The organism is Pseudomonas sp. SbOxS1 (assembly GCF_013416725.1).
In the GTDB taxonomy this organism is placed as follows: Bacteria; Pseudomonadota; Gammaproteobacteria; order Pseudomonadales; family Pseudomonadaceae; genus Aquipseudomonas.
In genome coordinates this window covers 1-26688 of the sequence record NZ_JAAVXC010000049.1, presented here as the reverse complement: position 1 = coordinate 26688, position 26688 = coordinate 1, and the positions used below count along the sequence as shown (strand labels likewise).

The following is a 26688-nucleotide window of genomic DNA, read 5'->3' as shown; positions in this document are numbered from 1 at the left end:
AGCCGGCTCCTACAGATGCAGGAAATGCTGTCCTGACCCCTTGTAGGAGCTGGCTTGCCAGCGAAGCTTTTGGCGCCCATGAGGACGCCTTCGCCGGCAAGCCGGCTCCTACAGATGCAGGAAATGCTGTCCTGATTCCTTGTAGGAGCTGGCTTGCCAGCGAAGCTTTTGGCGCCCATGAGGACGCCTTCGCCGGCAAGCCGGCTCCTACAGATGCAGGAAATGCTGTCCTGACCCCTTGTAGGAGCTGGCTTGCCAGCGAAGCTTTTGGCGCCCATGAGGACGCCTTCGCCGGCAAGCCGGCTCCTACAGATGCAGGAAATGCTGTCCTGATCCCTTGTAGGAGCTGGCTTGCCAGCGAAGCTTTTGGCGTCCATGGAGACGCCTTCGCCGGCAAGCCGGCTCCTACACGCGAATCATCTCCTGCACCTTGGCCGTCAATAGGTCGAAGGTAAACGGCTTGGTGATCATCTGCATGCCCGGGTCCAGGAACCCGCCGCGCACCGCCGCGTGTTCGGCATAACCGGTGATGAACAGGACCCTCAGGTCCGGCCGCATCTGCCGGCCGATCTCTGCCAGTTGCCGACCATTCATGCCGGGCAGGCCGACGTCACTGATCAGCAGATCGATGCGTTGGGTCGAGTCGAGGATCGGCATCGCACTGTCGGCATCGCTGGCCTCGACAAAGGCATACCCCAGATCACCCAGCACGTTGCTGACCAATAGCCGAACCGCCGGATCGTCCTCGACGATCAGCACAGTCTCGCCATTTTGCGCGTAAGGCGCATGTTCGACGTTGATCGGGTTGTCCTGAGGCAGGTCACCGCCAAAACGCGGCAGATACAGGTTCACCGTGGTACCTTGGCCGACTTCGCTTTGAATCGCGACATGCCCGCCCGATTGCTTGCTGAAGCCATAGATCATCGATAGGCCAAGGCCTGTGCCCTGGCCGATGGGTTTGGTGGTAAAGAACGGATCGAAGGCTCGATTGATCGTGCTTTGCGGCATGCCGCAGCCATTGTCGGTGACGCTCAATACCACGTAGTCGCCGGGCTTGAGGTTAGCGTGGGGTCTGGTGAAATCGGCGTCCAACTTGCGGTTCGAAGTCTGCACCAGGAGTTTTCCGCCATCAGGCATGGCGTCGCGGGCATTGATGACCAGGTTGAGCAAGGCGCTCTCCAGTTGATTGGGATCGGCTTCGGCGACCCATAGCTGCTCGTTCAACCGCATGTCCAGTTCGATGCTTTCGTTGATGCTGCGTTGCAACAGCTCGCCCATGGAGACCACCAGGTTATTCATGTCCACGGGCTTGGAGTCGAGCGACTGGCGACGGGAAAAAGCCAGCAGACGGTGGGTCAGGCTCGCCGCCCGATTGGCGGACGTCACGCCGAGGTCGATCAGGCTGTCCAGATCCTCCGTGCGCCCGCGGGCCAGACGCCGGCGCAGCAACTCCAGGCTGCCGATGATGCCGGTCAGCATGTTGTTGAAGTCATGGGCGATGCCGCCGGTGAGTTGGCCGACCGCTTCCATTTTTTGCGACTGACGCAGCACCTCCTCGTTGTGCCGCAGCTGCGCGGTGCGCTCTTCGACCTGTTGCTCCAGGGTCTCGAGGGTGTTTTGCAGGCGCAGTTCACTCATGCTCAAGTCCACCAACCGATCCCTGGCTTCATACTGTCGCCTTCGACCGCGCAGGGCGGCCGTGACCATGCTGATCAAGGTTTCCGGGTGAAAGGGGCGTTCGAGGAACGTGACGTTACCCAGCAGCGGGCCAAAACGTGACGCCGGGTTATGTTCCGGGCCACCATGGTGAGTCAGCAACACGATCGGCAAATCCGACCAGGCCGGTTGCTGCTCGATCAGCCCCAGCAGCGGCTCAAGGTCGCTGCGCAACAAGGCTTCACTGGACATGAGCAACAGGCCGGCGCCTTGCTGCAGTTCGTGGCAAAGCCCCGGCAGGTCCTTGCTGACGACCCCGCCGAAGCCCGCCTCGTTGAGCAAGGTCAAGGCGATCTGGCTGTCACGCCCCAGGGGGGCAAGAATGATCGCACGCTCGCTCGTCGCTTCATTGACTGTCACGGTGTTTCATCCCTGAGCAGGGGATTGCTCGCGCCCAGGTAGGTCGGGACACCGCGCAGTACGCCCTGGAAGGTTTCCAGCGGTTCGCCGATGGTCATGCCGTTGGCGCTGATCTTGTATTCGCGGATGGTCGATTCATGGCTGCCGGTGCGTTTCTTGATGATCGAAATGGCTCGCCTTACCTTGCCCAGGGCTTCGAAGTAGCGCAACAGGATGACCGTATCGGCCAGGTAGGTGATGTCCACCGGGGCCTGCATGTCACCGACAAGGCCATGCTGGGCGACGGTCATGAAGGTCGCCGCGCCTTTGCGATTGAGGTACAGCAGCAGCTCGTGCATGTGCAGTACCAGGGCGTTTTCTTCCGGCATCGCCGCTTGATAGCCGTTGATACTGTCGATCACCACGGTCTTGATGTCGCCCTCATCGACGCAGCGACGCACCCGGTGTGAGAACTCGCCGGGGGACAGTTCAGCGGCGTCCACTTGCTCGATCAGCAAATTGCCGCTGTCTTGCAGCGCACTCAAGTCGATCCCGATGTTCTTCATGCGTGCGAACAGCAGGCCAAGCTCTTCATCGAAGATGAACAGTGCAGCTTTTTCGCCTCGGCTCACGGCCGCGGCGGCGAAAATCATCGAGATCAGCGACTTGCCCGTGCCGGCCGGGCCGAGGATCAGCGTGCTGGAGCCCGTCTCGATACCGCCGCCGAGCAGCGCGTCCATTTCGCGGATGCCGCTGGTCAACTGCTGTCGCAGGTAGTCGCCACGGTGTTCGGCGGCCACCAGGCGCGGGAACACGTGTACGCCGTTGCCCATGATGGTGAAATCATGAAAGCCGCCGCGGTATTTCTGGCCACGGTATTTCACCACACGAACGCGACGGCGTTCGGCGCCATAGTTGGGCGTCAGTTCCTCCAGGCGAATCACGCCGTGGGCCACGCTGTGCACGGTCTTGTCCAACGATTCGGTGGTCAGGTCGTCGAGCAGCAGCACCGTGGCTTCGTAGCGCACGAAATAATGCTTGATGGCGAGGATCTGCCGACGGTAGCGCAGCGAGCTTTGCGCCAGCAGGCGAATTTCGGACAGGCTGTCGAGCACCACGCGGGTCGGCCTGACGCGTTCGACCACTTCGAAAATCTGTTTCGTGGCCTCACCCAGTTCCAGGTCCGAGGAGTACAGCAGCGATTGCTGGTGCTCGGCCGTCAGCAGGCTTTCGGGGGGTGTCAGTTCGAAGATATGGACGTTATCGTCCAGCTCCCAGCCATGGGAGCGCGCACCCTGGCGCAATTCGCGTTCGGTTTCGGACAGGGTGATGTACAACGAGCGCTCACCGGCTTGGGCGCCGGCTAGCAAAAAGTGCAGGGCGACCGTGGTTTTGCCGGTCCCGGGTTCGCCCTCGAGCAAAAACACATGGCCGCGGGACAGTCCGCCATCGAGGATGTCATCAAGACCATCAATTCCTGTGGCGGCTTTTACGCTGGTCAACTCGTTGGATGTAGTCAAAAAATGCCCTCTCATGACTAGGGGAAACGAGGCAGCGCGCGTGAAGCGTTGCGGGCTGCCTGTTCACTGGACCCCGGGGCGTAATGAGCGTTCAACTTTTTGTTGGAGGGGGACGTTGGCCTGTAGGAGCCAGGCTTGCCGGCGAAGAACGGAAACGCGGTGCAACAGACAGGCCGTGGCGTCCGGTTCGCCGGCAAGCCTGGCTCCTACAGGCGAAGAACGATAACGCGATGCAACAGATACACCGTGGCGGCCGGTTCGCCTGTAGGAGCGTGGCTTGCCCGCGAAGAACGATAACGCCGTGCAACAGACACACCGATGCGCCTGGTTCGCCGGCAAGTCGGATCGCCGCCCGCTGGCTCCTACAGGCGAAACCTGTTTTACAGCCCTTGCTGCAACGCGGGATCGTCCGGATTCATTTGCTCAAGCTGCGCCAGCAATATCTGCACGTTCTGCAACTGTCCGCTTTCTTTCCAGTAATTGATCAGCAGCACCCTTGCCCGACGATCGTTCGGGTGACGCTGGACGATTTCCTGCAGCTGTTTCTGCGCCGCTTCCAGTTCCTGTTCGCCATGCAGCGTGGTGGCCAGGTCGTAGCGGTAGTCCTTGTTGTTCGGCTCAAGCTCCACGGCCTTGGACAAACCGAGCAGGGCGAACTCGCTTTGGCCGTGATGCAGCAACCAGAGCCCCAGCGCATGTTGCAGATAGGCCGAGTCGGGTTGGGCCTTGAGCTGTTTGGCCAACAGTTGGCGGGCGGCGTCGGCCTGGCCCTGTTTGTCCAGTACCTCGATCTGCATCACCAGCGCCGGCAACTTGCCAGGATCGAGGCGCAACGAGTGTTCGAGCGCCTCTTGCGCCTCTTTCAATTGGGCGTTGTGCAGGTACAGCCGCGCCAGTTGGTACTGGTTGTCGGCGCTTTCAGGCGCGTTTTTCAACACCTGCTGCCAGGCGTCGATGGCTTGCTCCAGCGGAGCGAAGTACAGGCCAAGATCATCAGGCGACAACCCCAGCAACGCATTGACGGCGGCCAGTCGCACGTTCTGCTCGCCGTCATCGAGCAACGGCCCCAGCAACAGGCTGCGCTGGCCGCTGGGCACCAGCGCGCTAATGCTTTTGATCGCCGCGATGCGGACCTCGGGCGCCTCATGTTGCAAGTCCGCATCCGCAAGCTTCAGCGCCACGGAGCTGGGATAGTTGGGCAGCTCGGCATGCAGCCAGACGCGTCGCTTGGGTGAAATATCCGGGCGGGCCAATTGCTGGTAGAGCACTCGCGCGGCCCCCGGTTGGCCGTTGCGGGCTGCCGTCAGCGCTTCGGTGTAACCGCGCTTGATTGCTTCGGGCACCACCGGGGTGCTGCTGCGCAGGAACATCCAGGCAAGGCCGATGGCAAACAGGACACAGAGGCTGATGAGCAGGTAGCGGCGGGACTGGGGCATGCAGGATCCGGAAGCTGGCAGGCTTTGGCAAAGCTGTCAGCTTCGGTCAGGTGGAGCCTTGAGTCAAACCCTGATGCGATACGCAAACCTGTCCAGACCCCGATGCTGTGACTACGCTTGCTGGAGTGGACTGGACGGGCGTACCCATGCAAGCGCTGCTGCAATACTTCAAGGCGATGCTCAACCCCGGGCGCGGGGTGCTGCTGTTCGCCTTGAGAACCATCGCGGCCGGGCTGTTGACCCTGTACCTGGCGTTCGTATTCGACCTTGAACAACCCAAGTGGTCGATCATGGCCGTGGTCATCATCAGTCAACCCTTGGCCGGCATGGTGCTGGCCCGCAGTTTCGGCCAGGTCATCGGCACCACCCTGGGGGCGGCGGTGGCCGTGCTGATCATGGCGATTTTCCCCCAGGCGCCGCTGCCTTTCATCATGACCTTGTCCCTGTGGCTGGCGCTGTGCACCGCCGGTGGCACCTTGTTGCGCTATACCAGTTCCCAGGCCTTTGTCCTCAGTGGCTACACGGCCGTGGTCGTGGGATTGCTGGCGGTGCCCGATCAGGACGGTACCTTCCTGCTGGCCGTGACCCGCGTGACCGAGACGCTGCTGGCGGTGGCTTGCGTCTGCGTGGTCAGCTTGCTCACCGCGCGCCCCGAGGCCGTGGCCAAGGAGTATTTCGACCGGATCGACCAGGTGATCAAGCTGCTGGCGACCCATGCCGGCGCCGTTATTCGCACCGAGGAAAGCGAGGCCGACTTCCACCGTCGGCAAATGCAGTTGCTGGGGCAGATCAGTGCGCTGGAGGGAGTGCGCCGGCACCTGTATTACGACGCGCCGCGTTTGCGCAGCGCCGACGACCTGGTGCAGTTGCTCGGCAACCAGCTGGTGCTGCTGACGGCAAGGCTCACCGCCTTGCGCCATCAGCGCGAATTGTTGCTCGAACGCTGGGAAGGCGAGATACCCGGGGAAATACGGCAGTTGCTCGACGATGAACTGGTCATTCTCGATGAACTGGCCCGGCAGGGGCGCGCGATGCCCGGCGAGCAGCGGCGCCAGTTTGCTGCGTTGCAACAGCGTTTCGATGCACTGGCGTACCGCTCGGAGCAGTTGGTCGAACCCTTCAAGGCCACCTTGCGCTCGCTGTCATGGTCGTTGCGTTGGGAACAGGCGCGCATGCTGCAGCAGCTTGAAACGATTCTGGAATTGAGCGATGTGATCCAGAGCGGGCGCAAGGCCAGTAGCGTTTATCGCGGCCAGGCCAACCCTTTGCACCTGGATTTCACCCTGGCGACGATGAATGCCATCCGCGCTTACTGTGCACTGATGGTGGCCGGGCTGATCTGGATCGAAACCGGATGGGACGGCGCCCGGGGCGGGATGGTCGTGGTGGGGATTCTTTGCTCGCTGATGGCGACGTTTCCCCGGCCTCTGCTGGCTGCCCAGAGCTATGCCCGGGGGCTGGCGCTGGCGCTGGTGCTGTCGTCGCTGCTGCAGTTCGCGCTGGTGCCGATGATCAGCAGTTTCGAGCTTTTGGCGCTGCTGCTGGCGCCCATGCTATATGCCGTCGCGGTGGGGTTGGCCAGTCCGGCCACGACGGGCACGGGGATTGGCCTGGGGCTGATGACGTGCCTGTTGTTGGGCCCGCAAAATACCGGCATCGGGCAAAACAGCGCCATCCAGTGGTTCGAGTTTGCCGGCGCTTATGTGTGCGCTGCGACACTGGCGTTGAGTGTCTATGCACTGATCTTTCCCTTCAGGCCAGTGCTGCGGATTCGACGGTTGTTCAAGGAGAACTGCGAGCAGGTCTACGCCTTGCTGAAAACCCCGGCCACCGATGAAAACCAGTTTGCCTTCGAGAGCCGCATGGTCGACCGCCTGACCATGATGCTGGGACTGTTGCCCGCCATCCAGGACAAGCCAGCGCGTGACCTGTTCGATGTCAGCCTGGGGTGCATGGCGCTGGGCATCGCCTTGAACCAGCTGCGGCAACAGGGGCAGGACAACACATTGCTTAGCCCGCAGTTGCAAAGTCGATTGTTCGCCACGGTGCGCGAAACCGGCAGGCTGATCGCCGGCCGTCCCGACATTCACGTGGACAGGGTGCTCGACAGCCTGCACGCCTTGGGTGATGAACTGGACGCGCTGCATTCGAGCGTTCATGAACGCCTCTGGTCAGTGTTTCGCATGCGCGTGGCGCTGTTGATCGTGGTGTCGTTCCTGGAACGCCACCGTGGCCACTTCGAACCCGCCACCTTGCAAGGAGTACCCGAGCTTGCCCATTGATCTGGAAATAGGCGGCGTCTACCTGCCGCCGATCGCCCAGGCGTTGCTGCTGGGGGTGCCGGTTTTCCTGGTGCTGGACTGGATTCTGCGGCGCCTGGGCGTTTTGCAGTTCGTCTGGCATGAAGCCTTGTTCGAAGGCGCCCTGTACGTCTGCGTGTGCGCGACGTTGATCCTGGTGATGGGAGCCTGATGCCGTGAAGAAGATCCTTGCCCATCTCACTACGGTGGCGGTGGTGGTGCTGGCTTTCGTGCTCGGCTGGTTTGCCTGGGAGCACTACACCCGCGCACCCTGGACCCGGGACGCACGGGTGCGTGCCGACGTGGTGACCTTGTCCGCCGATGTCGCGGGACGCATCGTCAGCCTCGGCGTGCAGGATAACCAGCATGTGGAGAAGGGCCGGTTGCTGCTGGAAATCGATCCCTCACGCTACGCCCTGGCGGTGGAGCACGCCAAACGTTCGGTGGAAGTGGCGAAGGCCTCACTGGGGCAGTCCGAAGCAACCATCGTTGCCAGCCAGGCGTTGCTGCGCCAGCGCCAGAGCGAGGAGCGGCGCCGGCGCACCCTCAAGGAGCGCTCGGCGATCTCCGGTGAAGAGTGGGAAAAATCCAGCACCGATGTCTCTGTGGCCCAGGCCGACTTGCTGCGCAACCAGGCGAACCTGGGGTTTGCCCAGGCCAACGTGCAACTGGCGATCGCCGCACTGGCCGAGGCCGAGCACGACCTTGAGCGCACCCGGGTCGAATCGCCGGTCAGCGGCTACGTCACCAACCTGCTGACCCGCCAGGGCGACTACGCGACCGCAGGCGGTGCGCTGGTGGCGTTGGTGGACAGCGATTCGTTTTACGTCAGCGGCTATTTCGAGGAAACCAAACTGCCGAGGATCGGGGAGGGTGACCGGGTCGACATCGAGTTGATGAGTGGCGAACGATTTGGCGGCACGGTGCAAAGCATTGCCTTCGCCATTGCCGACCGGGAAAACCTGCCCGGCGGGCGTTTGCTGGCCAACATCAACCCCAGCTACACCTGGGTCAAGCTGGCGCAGCGGGTGCCGGTGCGGATACGGATCGACGCGGACTATGCCGGCAAAGACAAGCTGCGGGCGGGCACAACGGCCACCGTGACCGTCCGGGAAAACCGCTAAACCTTTGTAGGAGTGAGCCTGCTCGCGATAGCGGTGAGTCCGTCACCATCATTGTTGAACAGGGGAAGGAGGTGTTTTTTAGAGCAAAAAAAGCCCCGCGACCGAATGGGGCGCGGGGCAAAAAATTGGTTGGTTGCGGCCAACCAAAGGAGCTCTGTAGAAACGCTTATTTGCTGGCGACCGTCTCCGGTTGCCAGCCGCCACCGAGGGCCTTGTAGATCGCGACGATGCCGCGATACAGGTCGACTTCGGCCTGGGCCTGGGTGTCTTCTGCCGCCAGGCGCTCACGCTGGGCATCGAGCAGCACGAGGAAGTCGGCGGTGCCTTCGCGGTAGCGGATCTCGGCGAGGTTGGCAGCGGAGCGGCTCGATTCGCTCTGGCGAATCAGCGAAATCAGCCGTTGCTGGCGTTTGCCGTAGTCGCTGAAGGCGTTTTCCGATTCTTCCAGGGCCAGCAACACCTGCTGCTCGTAGGTCGCCAGGGCGCCTTCAGCATCGGCGTCGGCACCGCGTATGCGGGCTTTTACACTGCCCAGGTCAAACGCCGCCCAGGTGATGCTCGGGCCCAGTGCCCAGGCGTTGGCCGCCGAGGAACCGATCTGCGAGCCACGCCCGGCGGTCCAGCCGAGGAAGCCGCTGAGGCTGACACGCGGGAACAGGTCGGCCTTGGCCACGCCGATACGCGCCGTGGCCGATGCCAGCTTGCGCTCGGCGCTGAGGATGTCCGGACGGCGTTGCAGCAGCTCGGCGGGATCACCAATCGGCAAGGCCTTGGCAATCGCCGGCAAGTCTTTGGGGCTCAGATCCACGGCCAACTTGTCCGGGCGCTGGCCCAGCAGGGTGGCAATGCGGTTTTTTTGCCGCACCTGTTCGGCCTGCAATTGCGGCACGCTGGCTTCCACCGAAGCCAGGCGCGCATCGGCACGTTCCACATCGAGCTGATCGCCGACACCGGCATCACGCAGGCTTATGGTGATCTTGCGCGACTCTTGCTGGTTGTTCAGGTTGGCCAGGGCGATCTTTTCCCGCAGTTGTGCGCCGCGCAGTTGACCGTAGGCGTCCACCAGTTCGGCAATCATGGTCACTTGCAGCTGGTACAGATCAGCCTCAAGTGCCTGTTGCTCGGCATTCGCCGATTCCAGGTTGCGCTGGATGCGGCCAAACAGGTCGATCTCCCAGGCCATGTCCAGCCCCAGGTCGTAGCGCTCGCTATTGACCCGGTCGGTGGTCTCGCCAGGAATCTGCCCTTTGCCAAGGTCACTGCTGACCCGGCTGGTGACGGTTGGCATGGCGTCATTGCTGACGTCATCGCGGATCGCCCGGGCAGCCTTCCATCGAGCAAAGGCGACGCGCAGATCACGGTTGCCTTTGAGGGATTCGGTCACCAACTGGTTGAGGGTCGGGTCTTCGAACTGCTGCCACCAGATGCCTTCGAAACGCGAGCGATCGAAGTTCTTCTGGCCGGCTGCGCCCTGCGTGGCCGTGGTGATGTTGGCCGGTTCAAGGGCTTGGGTCTTGTAGTCCGGGCCGACGGCACAGGCGCTCAGCGCCAGTACCAGCAGGCTCGGCAGGAAAGCTTTCAAACTCATCAATGCGACTCCAGCTTCAGGGCACGGGCGGCTTTGCGCGCTTGACCACGCTCGACAAAGTTGCGAATCAATACGTAGAACACCGGCGTCAACAACAGACCGAAGAAGGTCACCCCGAGCATCCCGGAGAACACCGCCACACCCATGGCGTGACGCATCTCGGCCCCGGCACCGCTGGAGAACACCAGGGGCACCACACCCATGATGAACGCAAAGGAAGTCATCAGGATCGGCCGCAGACGCAGACGGCAAGCCTCCAGTACCGCAGCCAGCGGGTTCATGCCTTCGAGCTGTTTGTCCTTGGCAAACTCGACGATCAGGATCGCGTTCTTACAGGCCAGCCCCACCAGTACGATCAAGCCGATCTGGGTGAAGATGTTGTTGTCGCCTCCCGAAGCAATCACACCGGTAATGGCCGACAGCAGGGTCATCGGTACGATCAGGATCACCGCCAGTGGCAGGCTCCAGCTTTCGTACTGTGCCGCCAGCACCAGGAACGCCAGCAGTACGCAGAGCGGGAACACGAACAGCGCGGTGTTGCCGGACAGGATCTGCTGGTAGGTCAGGTCGGTCCATTCGTAGGTCATGCCGTTGGGCAGTTCTTCCTTGAGCAGTTTCTCGATGGCTTTTTCCGCCTGGCCGGAGCTGTAGCCCGGGGCTGCGGCACCGTTGATTTCAGCGGTGATGAAGCCGTTGTAGTGCATCACGCGGTCCGGCCCCGAGGTGTCACTGACCTTGATGAAGGTTGCCAGCGGGATCATCTCGCCCTTGTTGTTACGCACCTTGAGCTGGCCGATCTGGTCGGACTCGAGACGGAACTGCTGCTCGGCCTGGACGTTGACCTGATAAGTGCGACCGAAGCGGTTGAAGTCGTTGGCATACAACGAACCCAGGTAAATCTGCAGGGTGTCGAAGATGTCGCTGACAGCCACGCCGTGGGTCTTGGCTTTTTCCCGGTCGATGGCGGCATCGACCTGGGGCACGTTCACCGTGTAGCTGGTGAACAACCCGGCCAGTTCCGGCACGTTGTGGCTCTTGGCGATGACGTTCATGGTTTCCTTGTACAGCTCTTCGTAGCCCAGGTTGCCCCGGTCCTCGATCTGCAGGCGGAAACCGCCGATGGTGCCCAGGCCTTGTACCGGTGGCGGCGGGAAGATCGCCATGTAGGCTTCCTGGATCCCGGCGAACTGGCCGTTCAAGGCACCGGCAATCGCACCGGCGGACATGCTCGGGTCTTTACGTTCGTCGAACGGCTTGAGGGTCACGAACACGATGCCGGCGTTCGGGCTGTTGGTGAAACCGTTGATCGACAGGCCAGGGAAGGCCACCGCACTTTCCACCCCAGGCTGTTTCAGGGCCAGGTCGGACATGCGCTTGATCACGTCTTCGGTGCGGTCCAGGCTCGCCGCATCCGGCAATTGCGCGAACGCCACCAGGTACTGCTTGTCCTGGCCGGGTACGAAGCCGGTCGGGGTGCTGGAGAAACCGAAGAACGTCAGCACCATCAGGCCGGCGTACAGCAGCAGGGCGATGCCGCTTGAGCGGATCACGCGGGCAACGGTGCCGACATAACCATGGCTGGCTTTTTCAAAGAAGCGGTTGAACGGACGGAACAACCAGCCACCGAACATCTTGTCCAGGACCTTGGAGAAACGGTCTTTCGGCGCGTCATGGCCTTTGAGCAACACAGCGGCCAGGGCTGGCGACAGGGTCAGGGAGTTGAAGGCCGAGATCACCGTCGAAATCGCAATGGTCAGGGCGAACTGCTTGTAGAACTGCCCGGTCAACCCGGAGATGAACGCTGCCGGAACGAACACCGCGCACAGCACCAGCGCCGTGGCAATGATGGGCCCGGTCACTTCACGCATGGCGCGCTTGGTGGCTTCGACCGGAGTCAGCCCGAGCTCGATATTGCGTTCGACGTTCTCCACCACCACGATCGCATCGTCCACCACGATACCGATCGCCAGTACCAGGCCAAACAGCGACAGGGCGTTCAACGAGAAACCGAACAGATGCATCACGGCAAAGGTACCGATCAGCGATACCGGCACCGCCACCAATGGAATGATCGAGGCGCGCCAGGTCTGCAGGAACAGGATCACGACCAGGACAACCAGGATCAGCGCTTCAAACAGGGTGTGAACCACCGCCTCGATGGAGCCGCGCACGAAGATCGTCGGGTCGTAGACGATGCTGAAGTCCATGCCCTCGGGGAAGCTCTTCTTCAGCTCGGCCATTTTCGCCCGAACTTCGTTGGAGATCTCGATCGCGTTGGAGCCCGGGCGCTGGAAGATCGGGATCGCCACCGCTGGCTGGTTGTTGAGCAAGGAACGCAAGGCGTACTGGCTGGAACCCAGTTCAACCCGAGCGATGTCTTTCAGGCGGGTGATTTCACCGTCGTCGCCAGAGCGAATGATGATGTTCTCGAACTCTTCCTCACTGACCAGGCGGCCCTGAGTGTTCACCGACAACTGGAAGCTTTGCGCATTCGGCGCAGGTGGCGCGCCCAGTGCACCGGCAGCCACCTGGCGGTTCTGTTCACGGATGGCGGTGACCACATCGGTGGCGGTCAGGTTGCGCGAAGCGGTCTTGTTGGGATCGAGCCACACGCGCAGCGAATAGTCGCCCATGCCGAACAGCTGCACATCACCGACACCGCCCAGGCGCGCCAACTCATCCTTGATATTGAGGATCGCGTAGTTGGACAGGTACAGCATGTCGTAGCGTTTGTCCGGCGAGGTCAAGTGCACGACCATCGTCAGGTCGGGCGACGCCTTGTCCACGGTGATGCCGATGCGCGTCACTTCCTCGGGAAGCTTCGGTTCGGTGCGGGTCACGCGGTTCTGTACCTGCACCTGGGCGTTGTCCAGGTCGGTACCCAGGGCGAAGGTGATGGTCAGGGTGATCTTGCCGTCGGCCGTCGACTGCGAGGACATGTACAGCATGTTCTCGACGCCGGTGATCGCTTGCTCCAGGGGAGCAGCCACGGTTTCACCGATGACTTTCGGGTTGGCACCCGGGAAGTTGGCGCGCACCACCACGGTCGGCGGCACCACTTCCGGGTATTCGCTGATCGGCAGCTGGAACAGCGAGATGGCGCCGGCGATCAGGATCAGCAGCGACAGCACCGCAGCGAAGATCGGCCGTGAAATGAAGAACTGGGAAAAATTCATCGGAGTCGTTATCCCTTAACCGCGTGGGGTCGCGGCAGCCAGTTTCACAACGGTGCCCGGCGCGACCTTGGCAGGCGCGACTTGGGGCAGGTTGCTGGCTTCCAGCGCTTGTCGTTGTTGGGCCAGGGCCGCGAGGGTTTGCTCGGTGGCCATCGGGATCACTTCCGGGGTGACCGGTGAGCCTGGGCGTACCCGTTGCAAGCCCTTGACGATGATGGTGTCGCCCGAGTTCAGGCCGTTACGCACGATGCGCAAACCTTCGATTTTCGGGCCCAGCTCCACGGCGCGATAAGCCGTGTTGTTGTCGGCGTCCATCACCAGCACGAACTTCTTGCCCAGATCGGTACCCACCGCCTCATCGTTGATCAACATGGCGTTGTAGGTGCCGCTGCCCACCAGTTTCAGGCGAGCATAAAGGCCGGGGGTATAGCTGCCGTCGCTGTTGTCGAACACGGCGCGACCGCGGATGGTGCCGGTTTTCGGGTTGACCTGGTTGTCGACGAAGTTCATCACGCCCTGGTGCGGGTTGCCGTCTTCGTTGGACAGGCCCATGTACACCGGGGTGGTGGCGCCGCGTTTACCCTGGCGGGCGAGCTGGGTGTACTTGAGGAACACGCGCTCGTCGGCATCGAAGTAGGCATAGACCTTGTCGGTGGACACCAGGCTGGTCAGTGGGGTGGTATCGGCCGTCACCAAATTGCCGGCGGTGATTTGTGCACGGCTGACGCGGCCGCTGATAGGGGCGGTAACGCGGGTGAAGCTCAGGTTCAATTTCGCCAGGTCGAGCTGCGCTTGCAGGGCGCCGACGGCGGCGCGAGCCTCTTGGGCAGCGCTGGTGCGCGAATCGGCCAGCTCGGCGGAAATCGCATTGCTGGTGCGCAGGCGTTCGCCGCGCTGGGCTTCGTTTTCGCTGCGGGTGGCGTTGGCGCGGGCCTGGGCCACCAAGGCTTCGAGGCGACGGACCTCGGCCTGGAACGGACGCGGGTCGATCTGGAACAGCAGGTCGCCTTTCTTGACCAGGGCGCCTTCGGTGAAGGTCACTTCATCGATCTGGCCCGAGACCCGTGGACGAACCTCTACGGTTTCCGGCGCTTCAAGGCGCCCGGTGAATTCGTCCCACTCGTTGACCGGCTGCTCCAGCACCTTGGCCACGCTGACCTTGGCTGCGGACGGGGTAGCGGCAGTCTCTGGCGTCTTGCCGCAAGCGCTCATCACCACTACGGCCAACACGGCCAACGGCAAGCGCAAATGTTTGAGTGACTGTTCCATGGATGCATCCGCCAATGTATTAAGATTGGCGAATGATGCGCGGCAGGGTGGTATCGAACGAATCGAATGAGGCGAAGGTAACTATCATTCGGAATGATAGGAGAGGCCGGGTAGCTCTCTAGCCTGCGCCTTTGCCAAGGTCTCGATCAATGGGGTTGATGGAAACTCTGTGTTTCCATGAAGGTAAAGATCAGGCTTGAAACCGAGTCGCGGCCTTCGCGAGCAAGCCTCGCTCCTACAGATATTGCACAACTTTGTAGGAGCGAGGCTTGCCCGCGAAGAGGCCATCAGCCTCAACACACAATCAGGCCAGACTATCCGGATCCCCAAAAAACATCTGGATCCGCGACCGCAACCAACGCTCCCCCGGATCATTATCCTGGGACCCACGCCACGCCATGTGCAATTCAAAGCTGCGCACCGGCAGCGGTGGATCCTCGGCCCGCACACCGCCGGCTGCCGTCAATGCATCGGCCGTATAGTCAGGCACGGTGGCGACGATATCAGTACCACTCAACAACGAGCTCAACCCGTTGAACTGCGGCACCGCCAGCACCACATGACGTTTGCGCCCGAGCTTTTCCAGTTCTTCATCTATGAAACCGCTCAGGTCACCGGCGAACGACACCAGCGCATGGGGGCGTGCGCAGAAGTCATCCAGGCTCAAGGGCCCGGGCACGGTGTCGGCGCGCAACAGTTTTGGCGAGCTGCGGCGCAGCACTTTGCGCTTGGCATTGGCGGGCAGGTCGGTGGTGTAGCTGACACCGATAGATATTTCGCCGGAGGCCAGCAAACCGGGCATCAGGATGTAGTTGACGCGCCGCACCACCAGCACGATGCCTGGCGATTCGGCGCGCAGGCGTTTGAGCAGCATGGGCAGCAGGGCGAATTCGACGTCGTCCGACAGTCCGATGCGAAACACTGCGGTGCTGGTGGCAGGGTCGAATTCGGCCGCACGGCTGACGGCGGTGGAAATCGAATCCAGCGCCGGAGAGAGCAGGGCGAAGATCTCGACCGCCCGCGCGGACGGTTCCATGCTGCGGCCGGTGCGCACGAACAACGGGTCGTCGAACAGCCCGCGCAAGCGCGAGAGCGCCGCGCTGATGGCCGGCTGGCCGAGGAACAGCTTTTCCGCGGCGCGGGTCACGCTGCGTTCGTGCATCAGGGTTTCGAACACGATCAACAGGTTCAGGTCGACACGACGCAGGTCATTACGATTCATCTTGAGTCCTGGCAGAGTCAGCAAACTTGACGTGAGCGGCCATATGAGAACAATGGCCAGCAGGAATATTAAGGGGAAAGGCTGGTACTCTGCACCGAGTAATTCAATTTTCCCACACCAGCTGCTCCGGTTTCTTACGACATTTGATGATGTTGCTGCAGCTGCGGAATCAATGACAGGCATGTCGACTATTAATAGCCACTGATAGTGTTGGGTCAAAACCCCAGCTAGAGTTCAAGGCATTAGAGGTTCAATTGGCGAGGTTTGCGATGTCCCGCACGATCCGTTTTCACAAGTTTGGTCCAGCCGAGGTGCTCAAATGCGAAGAGCATGCGGCGGCTCTGCCTGCTCCGGGCGAAGTGCAGGTGCGCGTCGAAGCCATTGGCATCAGCTGGTACGACACACTCTGGCGCCAGAACCTGGCGTCGTCCCACGCTCGCCTGCCTGCCGGTATTGGCCAGGAAATGGCCGGTATCGTCACGGCTGTCGGTGAGGGTGTCGATGACCTGGCGGTCGGTGACAAGGTCGCCAGCTTCCCGGCCCAAAGCCCGAACGACTATCCGGTCTACGGCGAGCTGATCGTACTGCCGCGCTCGTCGGTATCCCGCTACCCGGACGTGCTCAGCCCGATCGAAGCCAGCGTGCATTACACGCCACTGTTGATTGCCTATTTTGGCTACGTCGACCTGGCGCGGGTCAAACCCGGGCAATTTGCCCTGGTCACCGACGCCAGCCACTGCGCCGGCCCTTCCTTCGTACAACTGGGCAAGGCCTTGGGCGTACGAGTGATCGCCGCGACAAAATCCGCGGAAGAGCGTGAATATCTGCTGTCCCTGGGTGCCGAGAAAGTCATCGTCACCGAGGAAGAAGACCTGTTGATGCGGATCAACAAGATCACCGACAACCGCGGTGTGGATGTGGTGTTCGATGGTTTGGGTGGCCCGCAGATGTCGTTGCTCGGCGATGTCCTGGCACCGCGCGGCAGCCTGGTGCTGTATGGCCTGCAGGGCGGCAACCAGACGCCATTCCCGGCGTGTGCGGCGTTCCAGAAGAACATTCAGTTCTTCGTGCACTGCATCGGTAACTTCACCGGCAAACCAGAGCTGGGCATCATCCAGGACCAGGTAGCGCTGCAACGTGCCTTGCGCGACATCAACCAGCTGACCGCCGATCGCGTGCTGCTGCCGCTCAAGACCCGGGTCTTCCCGTTCACCGAATTCGTCGAAGCGCACCGCTACATGGACGAATGCCCATGCCGCGAAAGGGTTGCCCTGCAAGTCGAACCTGCTTGATCCCCCCCAAAGAGTCCGTGCCTGCACGGACTCTTGTGTTTTTAGCCCTTTGCCCCCCCGACATGAGACGTCCCACCAGCCTGAAGGTGGGTCGGTTCAGCAACTGAACCGGTTTTTGCTCTCGATCTGTAGCTTCTAATCAACATCCAAGTACTGATAATTGCATGATTACTTTCATCTCAAGGAATGAGTCATGGCCAGGTATCTAGCCGATACTTTTCAATGGGCGTCGTTAACGCAAGTTCGACAACTAGTGATTTTTGGCGTGGTCGCCACATTATTACGAGAAGCTACCTTCCTCATTTTTTGTATTAAACGTCTGTGGGACGCTGTAGGGCATTTCCTAGGATGCCGAAGGCAATCGCAACAAGCCCCCGCCAAGCTACTGCGCGTCAGCCCTTGCGGGCCTGCCGCACCTGCAGTGGTCAATTATTTCAAATGATGACAAAAAACTTTATTGTTAGCATTTGGTAATAAAGTTCAGTAATTAATCTTCCTTCGGGCATTCCTTGCGCTTTGCGTGAAGTTGTTTGCGTTGTATCGGACTTTTGAATATCAGGTAAATAGAAATGACCCATATCCATGACCAGGCGATGAACTATGTCTATCAACAAGTGCTGCAACGCTTGTTGAGTTTTTTTTCACGCGCCGAGCGCACGGCATTGCAGTTGTTGATCCAGCGCCTGGCTGTCGCTGCCGGAGGGATGGAACGGATTGGTGACTACAAGGTATTGGCGGTCCAGTGCGGATCGCGTGACAGTTGCTACACCCTGGCACTGCTGCGGGCCGCACAGTTGACGATTGCCACCCGGGCGCCCACGACGTTCAAGTTGCGGGTGGCGACCCAGCGGCTCAATGGCATGAGCCAGCTCGCGCTGGACAACATCCATCGCAGCTACAACGCCTTGTTCGTCTATGACGATCCGCGGGTCGAAGTGCTGATGGTTGATAACAGGGAGGTGCTGGCGTTCGATCACCGGGCACCGGTATCCCGCGGCGGACGTGAATCCAGCCGGACGAACCTGCTGATGATGGGCCATCGTCGCGTCGTGGACGGATCGCTGGACCTGTGGGACGACGTTTACCTGGCCACAGGCGAGTTCCATGGACAAATCGCCCGCTGGCTCAATGGCGTCGATGCTCTGGTCAGTGGCGACTCACCGCGCCAGCAGAAGCGGTTCATCGAAGGGCTCAAGCGCGCGGCCGCCAAGGCTGGCCTCGAGACATCGAACCGTCAGGAGGCGGATTACGGTGGGTTGTTCCCGTTACTCGATGAGTTTGGCAGCGACTGTTATCAGGCGTTCTATGAGGACTACGGCCAGCAGGCCTGGCGTCCGGCAGAACAGTTTGAAGCCTGTCGTCGCACGACCTACATCGATATCCACGACGTGCTGGTCAGCCACCTTGAAGAGCGCTGGCCGCTACTGACCGAGTTTCTCGGCTTCCAGGCCGATGAACTGGCGGCTCATCTTGGCGAAAATCAATACGTCAGCGTGCCAGTCTCGGCGCACCTGCGGGGTTTGCAATCCTGCTTCGTCCAGGGCAGCACCTATTTGGCAGGTGTTACGCAGTACCTGCAGCGCGCCCTGGTGATGATGCGCCGTAATCAGCTATCGGAACGCTTGTGCGAGCGCGCTGACGAGGCGTATGGCAACCCACACAAACTGGCCGCCCAGCGCGCACTGATCGCCGAAGAGGCTCAACAGGGCTTTGGCCTGAATGAGGCGCAATGGGTGTGTCTGCTGTCTGCACCTTTTGTAGGGCAGGGGGCGACACTGGAGCGCTTCCTGCGCCAATGTCATCCGGGCATGCTCGTGGCCCTGCCCGAGTTGCATCGGGCCATGCAGGGGCATCCGGTTGCGGAGCAGGTCCTGCAGTGGATGGTCGATGTCAGCGGTTTGCCTGTCAGCCTGATCGGCAAGCTGTATCGCATGGAACCGGTGGTGCAGGAGGGCAAGTCGATGAGCCCGCCCGACAGCCCTGCCTCGGAGTCCGTGCAAGCTGGCGAACAGGCGTCAGTGACCGGTGAATGGTCGGCAGGACGTTGAACGTGCGCATGTTGCCGGTCTTTTCAAATGTTCACGACAGCCACCGCCACGCAAGCGGTCCGCTGCCATGAAAGGACAACGTGAAACCGATTTTGCCTATCAGGCGGTCTACCGCTACTTGACCAGCCTGATCAGCGAGCCCGTGAGCGACAGCCGTGTACGCCTGCCATCCTTGCGTGAACTGGCCGAGCGCTTGAACGTGTCGATCTCGACCATCCAGTACGCCTACGCGCTACTGGAAAAGGAGGGACGGGTTTATTCGGTGGCCAAGTCCGGTTACTACGCGTTGCCGGTGGCCCCCAACAGCACGCTCTACGATGGCAGTGACTTGCTCGAGAGTGTGTATGTCAACGCCCGTCTTCCCGCCATGCTGGTCCTCAGCGCGGATGAGCCAGCGTTGCTGCAACCGCTCGACAGCCCACTGTTGCTGCTGGAACGGGAGCTGCTGCGCCAATACCCGCGCCAGCCACAGCCGTCTGCGCAGCCCTGTGGCGAACTTGAACTGCGTACCGCATTGGCGGCGCGTTATACCAGCTCGCCGGTACGCTGCTGGCATGCCGATGATGTCTACATCGGCGCCGATCTTCGTGGTGTGCTGGAAATCCTGATCGTCGTGCTGGGTCTCAAGGATGCCGCAGTGGTCGTCGAGTCGCCCTGTGACTGGGCGATACTGCGCCTGTTTCAGGCGGCCGGGGTGAAGGTGATCGAATGGCCGTTGCTGGGTGACGGTTGCCTGGACTGCAAGCGCCTCGGGGACCTGCTGGAAGCGCAGCCGGTGCGCTTGGTGATGGTGTCGTCCGGGTTGAACATGCCCCGGGGCAGCAAGGCGTCCGATGACAACCGGCAGGCGATCGCGCACTTGCTGGAACGACATGGCAGTTGGGTGCTGGAAAACGATTGTTATGGCGAACTCGGGTTCGAGCTCGATCAGCGGCGATTTCGCGACCTGTTGGCCCCGGAGCGCCTGATGGTGTTTTCCACGTTCGAGAAGATCATCGGCCCGGAGGCCCCTTATGGTTATCTGCTCTCTCGCCACATGAGCAGCGAGCTGCAACGGCAGTTTCTGTTGCGTTCCTTTCGCCTGTCGCCGATTCGCCAGAAAGCCATTGCCCGCTTGTACAGCAACGGACGCATCGATCAGCACCTGCAGGTACTGCGCCGGCGCCTCAAGGACGGCAAGGAGCAAATGACCCGGCTTCTGCAGGAACGCCTGGGCGACGCCTTGCAGTTCGTCGAGCCCCAGGGCGGGGCGACGATCTGGCTGCGCTCGTTGCGCCGGGTCGATATGAGCCGGGTGTTCCAGCGGTTGCTCAGGCAACAGGTGGTCGTCGCGCCCGGCGAGCTGTTCAGCCTGCAAGGCCTGCATGGGCAACACTTGCGCTTGAGCCATGGCTTTGGCAATGATCAGGAACTGAGCGCCGCGCTGGGCTTGCTGGGGGACGCCTTGCGTCTGGAAGCTATCGATTGAGCCTTTGCAAAATGACATCAATGGATCGATTACATCGCGCTAAGGTCAAACTGCCAGTAAACTCCGCTCCTACTCCTGAACTCTATTCCAGAGGTATTGCATGACACTCAGTCCTTTTGCGGGCAAGCCTGCACCGGCAGAATTGTTGGTAGACATCCCGCGACTGGTCACGGCCTATTACACCGGCCAGCCCGACGCCGCCATTTCGACCCAGCGGGTGGCCTTCGGCACGTCCGGGCACCGAGGCAGCTCGTTCGACTTGAGTTTCAATGAATGGCACGTCCTGGCGATCAGCCAGGCCATCTGCCTGTATCGCCAGGCCCAGGGCATCGATGGCCCTTTGTTCGTCGGCATCGATACCCACGCGTTGTCCACGCCGGCCGGCGCCAGCGCCCTGGAAGTGCTGGCCGCCAATGGCGTGACGGTGATGATCGCCGAAGCGGACGAATACACGCCGACACCCGCCGTTTCCCATGCAATCCTGTGCTACAACCGCGGTCGTACCTCGGGCCTGGCGGATGGCATCGTCATCACCCCGTCCCACAACCCGCCACAAAGCGGGGGCTACAAGTACAACCCGACCAATGGCGGCCCGGCCGATACCCACATCACCAAGTGGATCGAAGCCAAGGCCAACGAACTGCTGGCGAACAAGCTCGCCGGGGTCAAGCGCATCAGCTACGAGCAGGCGCTGAAGGCCAGCACCACCCATCGTCACGATTACCTCAACACCTATGTCGCCGACCTCATCAATGTGATCGACTTCGACGCCATTCGTGATGCCAAGCTGCGCCTGGGTGTCGACCCGCTGGGTGGCGCAGGCGTGCGCTACTGGTCGGCGATTGCCGAGCACTACCGTCTCGACCTGGACGTGGTAAACAAGCAGGTAGACTCGACCTTCCGCTTCATGACAGTCGACTGGGACGGCCAGATCCGCATGGACCCATCGTCCAGCCACGCGATGCAGGGGCTGATCGGCCTGAAGGAGCGCTTCGACGTGGCCTTCGCCTGCGACCCGGATCATGACCGTCATGGCATCGTCACCCCCTCTGGCGGCCTGCTGGCGCCGAACAACTACCTGGCCGTGTCGATCGATTATCTGTTCCAGAACCGTCCGCACTGGCGAGCCGATGCCGCCGTGGGTAAGACCGTGGTCAGCAGCGGCTTGATCGATCGCGTGGCCAAGCGCCTGGGGCGCCGCCTGTATGAAGTGCCGGTCGGCTTCAAGTGGTTTGCCGATGGCCTGTTCGACGGCTCCCTGGGCTTTGGTGGCGAAGAAAGTGCGGGTGCCTCGTTCCTGCGCAAGGACGGCAGTGTCTGGTGCACGGACAAGGACGGGCTGATCCCGGCCTTGCTGGCAGCTGAAATGACCGCACGCACCGGTCGTGATCCAAGCCAGGCCTACCGGGCCCTGACCGATGAACTGGGCGAGCCGTTCTCGGTGCGGGTGGATGCCAAGGCCAACCCGGAACAAAAGGCCCTGTTGAGCAAGTTGTCGCCGGATCAGGTCACCTCGACCGAATTGGCGGGTGAACCGATCCAGAGCATCCTCAGCCATGCACCGGGTAACGACCAGGCCATTGGCGGTCTGAAAGTCATGACCGAAAATGGCTGGTTCGCGGCGCGCCCGTCGGGCACCGAGGATATCTACAAGATCTATGCGGAAAGCTTTGTCGGCGACGACCACCTCAAGCAGTTGGTGGCTGAGGCGCAGACCCTTGTGGATGGTGCTATTTCCGCGAAATGATTGACGGCCCTTTCGCGGGTGTCACGTGTCTGTAGGAGCGAGCGGGCGGCGATCCGACTTGCCCGCGAAGGCGGCAGCATGAGCACCGATGTATTCCCGCCGAAAAAAAAGGGCGACCTCCCACGGTCGCCCTTTTTTTGTCCGATTTACAGCATCAAGCCAGATCCACCAACACAATCTCGCTGTCCTCAATGGCCGTCACCCGCAACACCTGCTCCTGGGCAACCGCGACACCGTCTCGAGCTTGTGCACGCAAGCCATTGACTTCAATGACGCCGGTGGCCGGTACCAGGTAAGCGCGACGGCCGCTGTCCAGGCGATACTCGGCGGTTTCACCGGCCTTCAGGTTCGCCGCCACCAAGCGCGCATCGGCGCGGATCCGCAGGCTTTGATCGTCCCCGGCCTTGCCACTGGCCAGGGTCACGAAACCTTCGCGCTGGCCTTTCGGAAACGGCCTGGCGCCCCAGGACGGTGCCAGGCCGGATTCGTTTGGAATGATCCAGATCTGGAAAATCTTGGTCGGCGTGGCTTCCAGGTTGTATTCACTGTGCGCAATCCCGGTCCCGGCACTCATGACCTGAACGTCACCCGCTTCAGTGCGCCCCTTGTTGCCCAGGTTATCCTGGTGGGTGATGGCACCTTCACGGACGTAGGTGATGATTTCCATGTCCCGGTGAGGGTGCTGCGGGAAGCCTGTGCCCGGAGCAATCACATCATCGTTCCATACCCGCAGGTTGCCCCAGTTCATGCGCTTGGGGTCATGGTACTCGGCGAACGAAAAGTGGTGATGGGCATCCAACCAGCCGTGGTGCGCGCCGCCGAGCGAGTTGAAAGGTCTGAGTTCAAGCATGATCGTCTCCTGAAAGGTTCGTCATGGGGCCCGGGGGCCTGGCCACGAATCGAGACCGGTGGTTGATGATGGGCATCATCCATCAGGCAACAATCGATAAAAAGCGTAAAAAGTGCCTCATAATAATCGAATTACTTGATTGAAATAGGCCTCGAAAACATCTCATCGAGCCTTCAATATCGTCCATAAGCCGATGAGGCATAAGCATTTCACTAGAACTGAACGGCAAATACAGACACCATAGCCCTCAACAGCCTCACACCCTGGAGTCCGTCCGCGTGCCGCAACACACCCCCGATCTTCCGCCTGAACTTCGTCCCCTGGCCGAGATGCCATGGCTCAAGCGCCTGGCCGCGCGCTTTTTCGGTCATGGCCTGACACGCCTGCGCGCACAACACCGCGCGTCCTGGTTGCACGGCCAGGCCGACGGCTTTCGCAGCGGGCACAGCGCCGGGGTGGACTACGGATACAAGGAAGGCAAGCTCGAGGGGCTGGAAGAGGGTCGGCAGGTCTTGCTGATTCGCGACTCGCGCTGCACCGAGCACCGGCCACCGAACATCGACGACCATCTGTTCGACGACTGGCGTCTGCCATTGACCGCCGATTTGAAGAAACGCATGAAGGCCGACGTCGCCCGGTTGCTGCCGGCACATGCCCAGCCCAGCGCCGCGCAGTGGAAGATGATCTTCAGTGACACGCCATCGACCTCGGTGATTGCCGGTGCGGGTGCGGGCAAGTCGACGACGCTGGTCCTGCGTATCCTGTTGCTGCGTCACTACCTGGGGTTCGAGCTGAGCTCGATGACCGTGGTGACCTTTACCCGCGAGTCGCGCAAGGACTTCATCAATAAGCTGATCGAGCTGTTTGCGCTCTGGGGCCATACGCTGGGTGCGCGCGAGGCGCGTGATCTCGTGCGTACCTTCCATTCGCGCATTCTGCCGATGGTTCGCAGCCTGCCGGGCTTCGAACGGCTGCAAGCCTTCGAAAATCTCAGTCATCGGGCTCAGGGTGCGGATGACGAGGTGGACAGCAACCCCTTCGATCTGCGCATCAATGACGCCCAGCGTCAGCAACTCAACGCCTGTTATCACGCCTTGCACAGCCGCGATGAGCGTTTTCGCGAGCTGATCAAGCCACTGTCCCGTCACGCCTTGCAACTCAAGGAGCTGGAGCGCGATCACCCCGATGTACAGAAGCGCGTGGCCGTCACCGAGCTGGCGGCCAAGCGCGATGAAGAACTTTGCGACCTGGTCGAAGACTTGTGGTTTCGCGCCGGCGCCTGGCCGATCAAAGGCATAGAGCCCAAGCGCCAGGCGTTCGATATCAACGGCAGCGCCTTTCACTGCCACGGTTACATTCCATCGCTGGACGCTTGGGTGGTACTGGGTTTCGACCCGGGTGAAAATCCGCAGCTGACCCGGCCAAATGCCAAGCTGACGCTGCGTGCGGAAACCGCGGTGAAGCGCACGCTGTTTCAAGCTTTCTGTCGTAAACCTTTGATATGGCTTGATAATTACGAGTCATCCAAGCGCGTCTTGGCGTCCTTTGGCGGCGATGCCAGCGCCGGGCCTGGCTTCGATTACAAGGTCAAGGGAGAGCTGGCATCCGCGCCATTGCTGGACTGTTTTGTCGCAGCCGCCGGCTTTATCGAAAACCTCGGCCTGGATGTGCCGACTGCCGTGGGCCAGATGAGCTTTGCCAAGGATGACCCGGACCGGTTTTTCTTCGAGGCCTTGAGTCTGTACTGGCGAGCCCTCGAAGATCATTTGCTCGACCAGAAACCGCCGGTCATGACCTACAACCGCATGTTCGCGCTGTTCAGCGAACATTCCCCGGAAAACCTCAAGCTGCTCAGCGACGAGCTGTTGCGGCCGCTGTCGCACTTGATGATCGACGAGTTCCAGGATGTTTCGCCGCAAATCGTCTCGTGGATCCGCGCCAGCCTGGCCGAAATTCGCAGTCGTGGCCCGGCGATGCACGTAGGGCGCGGCGCCCAGCATTCGTCATTGCTGTGCGTGGGCGATGACTGGCAGTCGATTTACGGTTGGCGCGGCAGTTCGCCGACCTATTTCATGGAGTTCAACAAGACCTTCTCGTCGCCGAGTACCACCAAGGTCATGCTCAGCGACAACTATCGCAGCCACCAGCACATCATCGACGCCGCCGAACACATCGTGCGAGCCGCGCCGGCGATTGCCGGCAAGAAGGCCAAGGCCAGCGGCGAGTCCAAGGCCTTGCTGCCGGTCAATGTGCTGGACCGGGACGATCAGGGCATGGCCCTACGCTTGATGGAGCACTACCGAAAAGGTGATTCAATCTTGATGCTTTATCGAAAAAGTAGCGATAAGTCATTGATAGAGCAGCATATTCAGTCGGTAGTTAATGTTGATTCTAGCTTGCCGTATGAGGCCCGGCGCCTCAAGCAGCTGACTTATCACAGCGCCAAGGGACTGCAGGCGGACGCGGTGTTCCTGCTCGGCGATTGCCAGCACCTGACCCGTTCGCCTTACAAGAACCAGGTTTACCGCATGGCGGGCCTGGGCAAGGCTGGCGACAGTGAGCCTTATGACAATGCCCAGAAGGACGAGATTCTTCGCCTGGCCTACGTGGGGATTACCCGGGCGGTGAGTCATTGCTATTGGTATGTCGATGCGCAGGAGACCCAGGCGGCGAATATGCCCAAGGCGTCGGACCGGATCGGCAAGGGCAAGGCGTTTTTTGCCGATCATCGTCAAGCCAAGACACCGGCATAAGCAATGTAGGAGCCAGGCTTGCCGGCGAAGGCGTCCTGATGGCCAATGGGGATTTTGTTGACGGAGTACATATCCATTCCTGCGGTAACGGCCACTAATGGTTTCGCTCTTACAGCGAGTCACTTGGAAGAGCCCCAAGTAACCAGGGGCTCTTGCCCCTGGCGTTCGGCCCCTCGCTGGGGCTCGGGGTACCCTCGCTCCGGTCCTGCTCCGTGGGCCCGCCGCGATGGGCCATCCTTGGCCCAGCGCGGCTAAACCGGCATCCATGCCGGTTTACCCACTGCGCAGAACCTCCACTCGGCCTCTCGAGGGGGCAAGAAAATCAAAAGCCAGATCAAGATCAAACGCAAAAGCGAGGCGGCCTTATAGCCGACCTGTCCTTTATGGATGTACACAACCCCCCTGTAGGAGCCAGGCTTGCCGGCGAACCAGGCGCTGCGGTGCGTCTGTTGCACCGCGTTATCGTTCTTCGCCGGCAAGCCTGGCTCCTACAGGGGATCAGGTACACCCGTAAAAGTCAGGTCGGCTATAAGGCCGCCTCGCTTTTGTTTTTGATCTGGGTGCCCCGTTAACCACGCTGGCCGAACGCAGGCATTGCGCAGTGGGGAAACCGGCATGGATGCCGGTTTAGCCGCGCTGGGCCAAGGAGGGCCCATCGCGGCGACCCACGGAGCAATGCCGGAGTGAGGGCATGCCGAGCCCTAGCGAGGCACCAAGTGGTGGGGCAAAGCCTTTTGCTTACTTTTTGCTGGGCCGGCACTCCGGCGTTTGAAAAAATGAGTCGCTAATGAAATGGTCACCCCCGCCGCCCCCTGTGATCGCCCACTAAGCTTTCACAGG

Annotated in this window: 16 protein-coding genes; 8 read left to right on the top strand and 8 right to left on the bottom strand. The window is 61.1% G+C overall.

Translation table 11 applies throughout. From position 1 onward, the window contains the following. Window positions 1-405 precede the first annotated feature (405 nt). The 3 genes from HFK74_RS30180 to HFK74_RS30170 form a co-directional block, all read right to left on the bottom strand. Window positions 406-2076, bottom strand: a complete 1671-nt coding sequence (locus HFK74_RS30180; RefSeq protein ID WP_180206729.1) for an ATP-binding protein — start codon at window positions 2074-2076, stop codon at window positions 406-408. Beyond that, entirely contained in the window at window positions 2073-3575 is a 1503-nt protein-coding gene (locus HFK74_RS30175) for an ATPase domain-containing protein (protein ID WP_180206728.1), read from the bottom strand. Before HFK74_RS30175 ends, HFK74_RS30180 begins: the two co-directional genes overlap by 4 nt. A gap of 380 nt (window positions 3576-3955) precedes the next feature. Next, on the bottom strand, window positions 3956-5011 hold the full coding sequence (locus HFK74_RS30170; RefSeq protein WP_180206727.1) for a lipopolysaccharide assembly protein LapB: 1056 nt from the start codon (window positions 5009-5011) through the stop codon (window positions 3956-3958). A 146-nt stretch (window positions 5012-5157) separates the two neighbouring features. Between HFK74_RS30170 and HFK74_RS30165 the strand changes: the two genes are divergently transcribed. The 3 genes from HFK74_RS30165 to HFK74_RS30155 are packed head-to-tail and all read left to right on the top strand — an operon-like array spanning window position 5158 to window position 8435. Then, the gene (locus HFK74_RS30165; RefSeq protein WP_180206726.1) at window positions 5158-7293 is read left to right on the top strand and encodes an FUSC family protein; all 2136 of its coding nucleotides are present in this window, start codon (window positions 5158-5160) and stop codon (window positions 7291-7293) included. Continuing rightward, on the top strand, window positions 7283-7483 hold the full coding sequence (locus tag HFK74_RS30160) for a DUF1656 domain-containing protein (protein WP_008061285.1): 201 nt from the start codon (window positions 7283-7285) through the stop codon (window positions 7481-7483). The genes HFK74_RS30165 and HFK74_RS30160 overlap by 11 nt, the downstream gene beginning before the upstream one ends. Window positions 7484-7487: 4 nt before the next feature. After that, window positions 7488-8435 (top strand): HlyD family secretion protein, encoded by a 948-nt coding sequence (locus tag HFK74_RS30155; RefSeq protein ID WP_180206725.1) that lies wholly within the window; start codon window positions 7488-7490, stop codon window positions 8433-8435. Between the two features lie 166 nt (window positions 8436-8601). Here the strand turns inward: HFK74_RS30155 and HFK74_RS30150 are convergent, their stop codons facing one another. The 4 genes from HFK74_RS30150 to HFK74_RS30135 form a co-directional block, all read right to left on the bottom strand. Continuing rightward, on the bottom strand, window positions 8602-10023 hold the full coding sequence (locus HFK74_RS30150; RefSeq protein ID WP_180206724.1) for an efflux transporter outer membrane subunit: 1422 nt from the start codon (window positions 10021-10023) through the stop codon (window positions 8602-8604). Next, entirely contained in the window at window positions 10023-13199 is a 3177-nt protein-coding gene (locus HFK74_RS30145; RefSeq protein WP_180206723.1) for an efflux RND transporter permease subunit, read from the bottom strand. Before HFK74_RS30145 ends, HFK74_RS30150 begins: the two co-directional genes overlap by 1 nt. Window positions 13200-13214: 15 nt before the next feature. After that, window positions 13215-14468: a multidrug efflux RND transporter periplasmic adaptor subunit MexE gene (gene mexE, locus HFK74_RS30140; RefSeq protein WP_180206722.1), complete on the bottom strand. Its 1254-nt coding sequence runs from the start codon at window positions 14466-14468 to the stop codon at window positions 13215-13217. A 304-nt stretch (window positions 14469-14772) separates the two neighbouring features. Continuing rightward, a complete protein-coding gene (locus tag HFK74_RS30135; RefSeq protein WP_008061280.1) occupies window positions 14773-15690 on the bottom strand; it encodes a LysR family transcriptional regulator in 918 nt (305 codons plus the stop codon). Between the two features lie 269 nt (window positions 15691-15959). Here HFK74_RS30135 and HFK74_RS30130 point away from each other — a divergent pair, with 269 nt between their 5' ends. From HFK74_RS30130 to pgm, 4 genes are all read left to right on the top strand, one after another. After that, window positions 15960-16982 carry a zinc-dependent alcohol dehydrogenase family protein gene (locus tag HFK74_RS30130; protein ID WP_180206721.1) on the top strand — a complete coding sequence of 341 codons (1023 nt, stop codon included), beginning with the start codon at window positions 15960-15962 and terminating at the stop codon, window positions 16980-16982. Between the two features lie 569 nt (window positions 16983-17551). Further along, the gene (locus HFK74_RS30125) at window positions 17552-19030 is read left to right on the top strand and encodes a hypothetical protein (protein ID WP_180206720.1); all 1479 of its coding nucleotides are present in this window, start codon (window positions 17552-17554) and stop codon (window positions 19028-19030) included. A 67-nt stretch (window positions 19031-19097) separates the two neighbouring features. After that, window positions 19098-20498: a PLP-dependent aminotransferase family protein gene (locus HFK74_RS30120; RefSeq protein ID WP_180206719.1), complete on the top strand. Its 1401-nt coding sequence runs from the start codon at window positions 19098-19100 to the stop codon at window positions 20496-20498. A 100-nt stretch (window positions 20499-20598) separates the two neighbouring features. Then, window positions 20599-22245, top strand: coding sequence for a phosphoglucomutase (alpha-D-glucose-1,6-bisphosphate-dependent) (gene pgm / locus HFK74_RS30115; protein ID WP_180206718.1), 1647 nt, complete (start codon window positions 20599-20601; stop codon window positions 22243-22245). 154 nt (window positions 22246-22399) lie between these two features. Here the strand turns inward: pgm and HFK74_RS30110 are convergent, their stop codons facing one another. Continuing rightward, window positions 22400-23095 carry a pirin family protein gene (locus HFK74_RS30110; RefSeq protein WP_180206717.1) on the bottom strand — a complete coding sequence of 232 codons (696 nt, stop codon included), beginning with the start codon at window positions 23093-23095 and terminating at the stop codon, window positions 22400-22402. A gap of 278 nt (window positions 23096-23373) precedes the next feature. On the opposite strand from HFK74_RS30110, the gene HFK74_RS30105 reads away from it, so the two are divergent. Continuing rightward, on the top strand, window positions 23374-25848 hold the full coding sequence (locus tag HFK74_RS30105) for a UvrD-helicase domain-containing protein (RefSeq protein ID WP_180206716.1): 2475 nt from the start codon (window positions 23374-23376) through the stop codon (window positions 25846-25848). Window positions 25849-26688 lie beyond the last annotated feature (840 nt).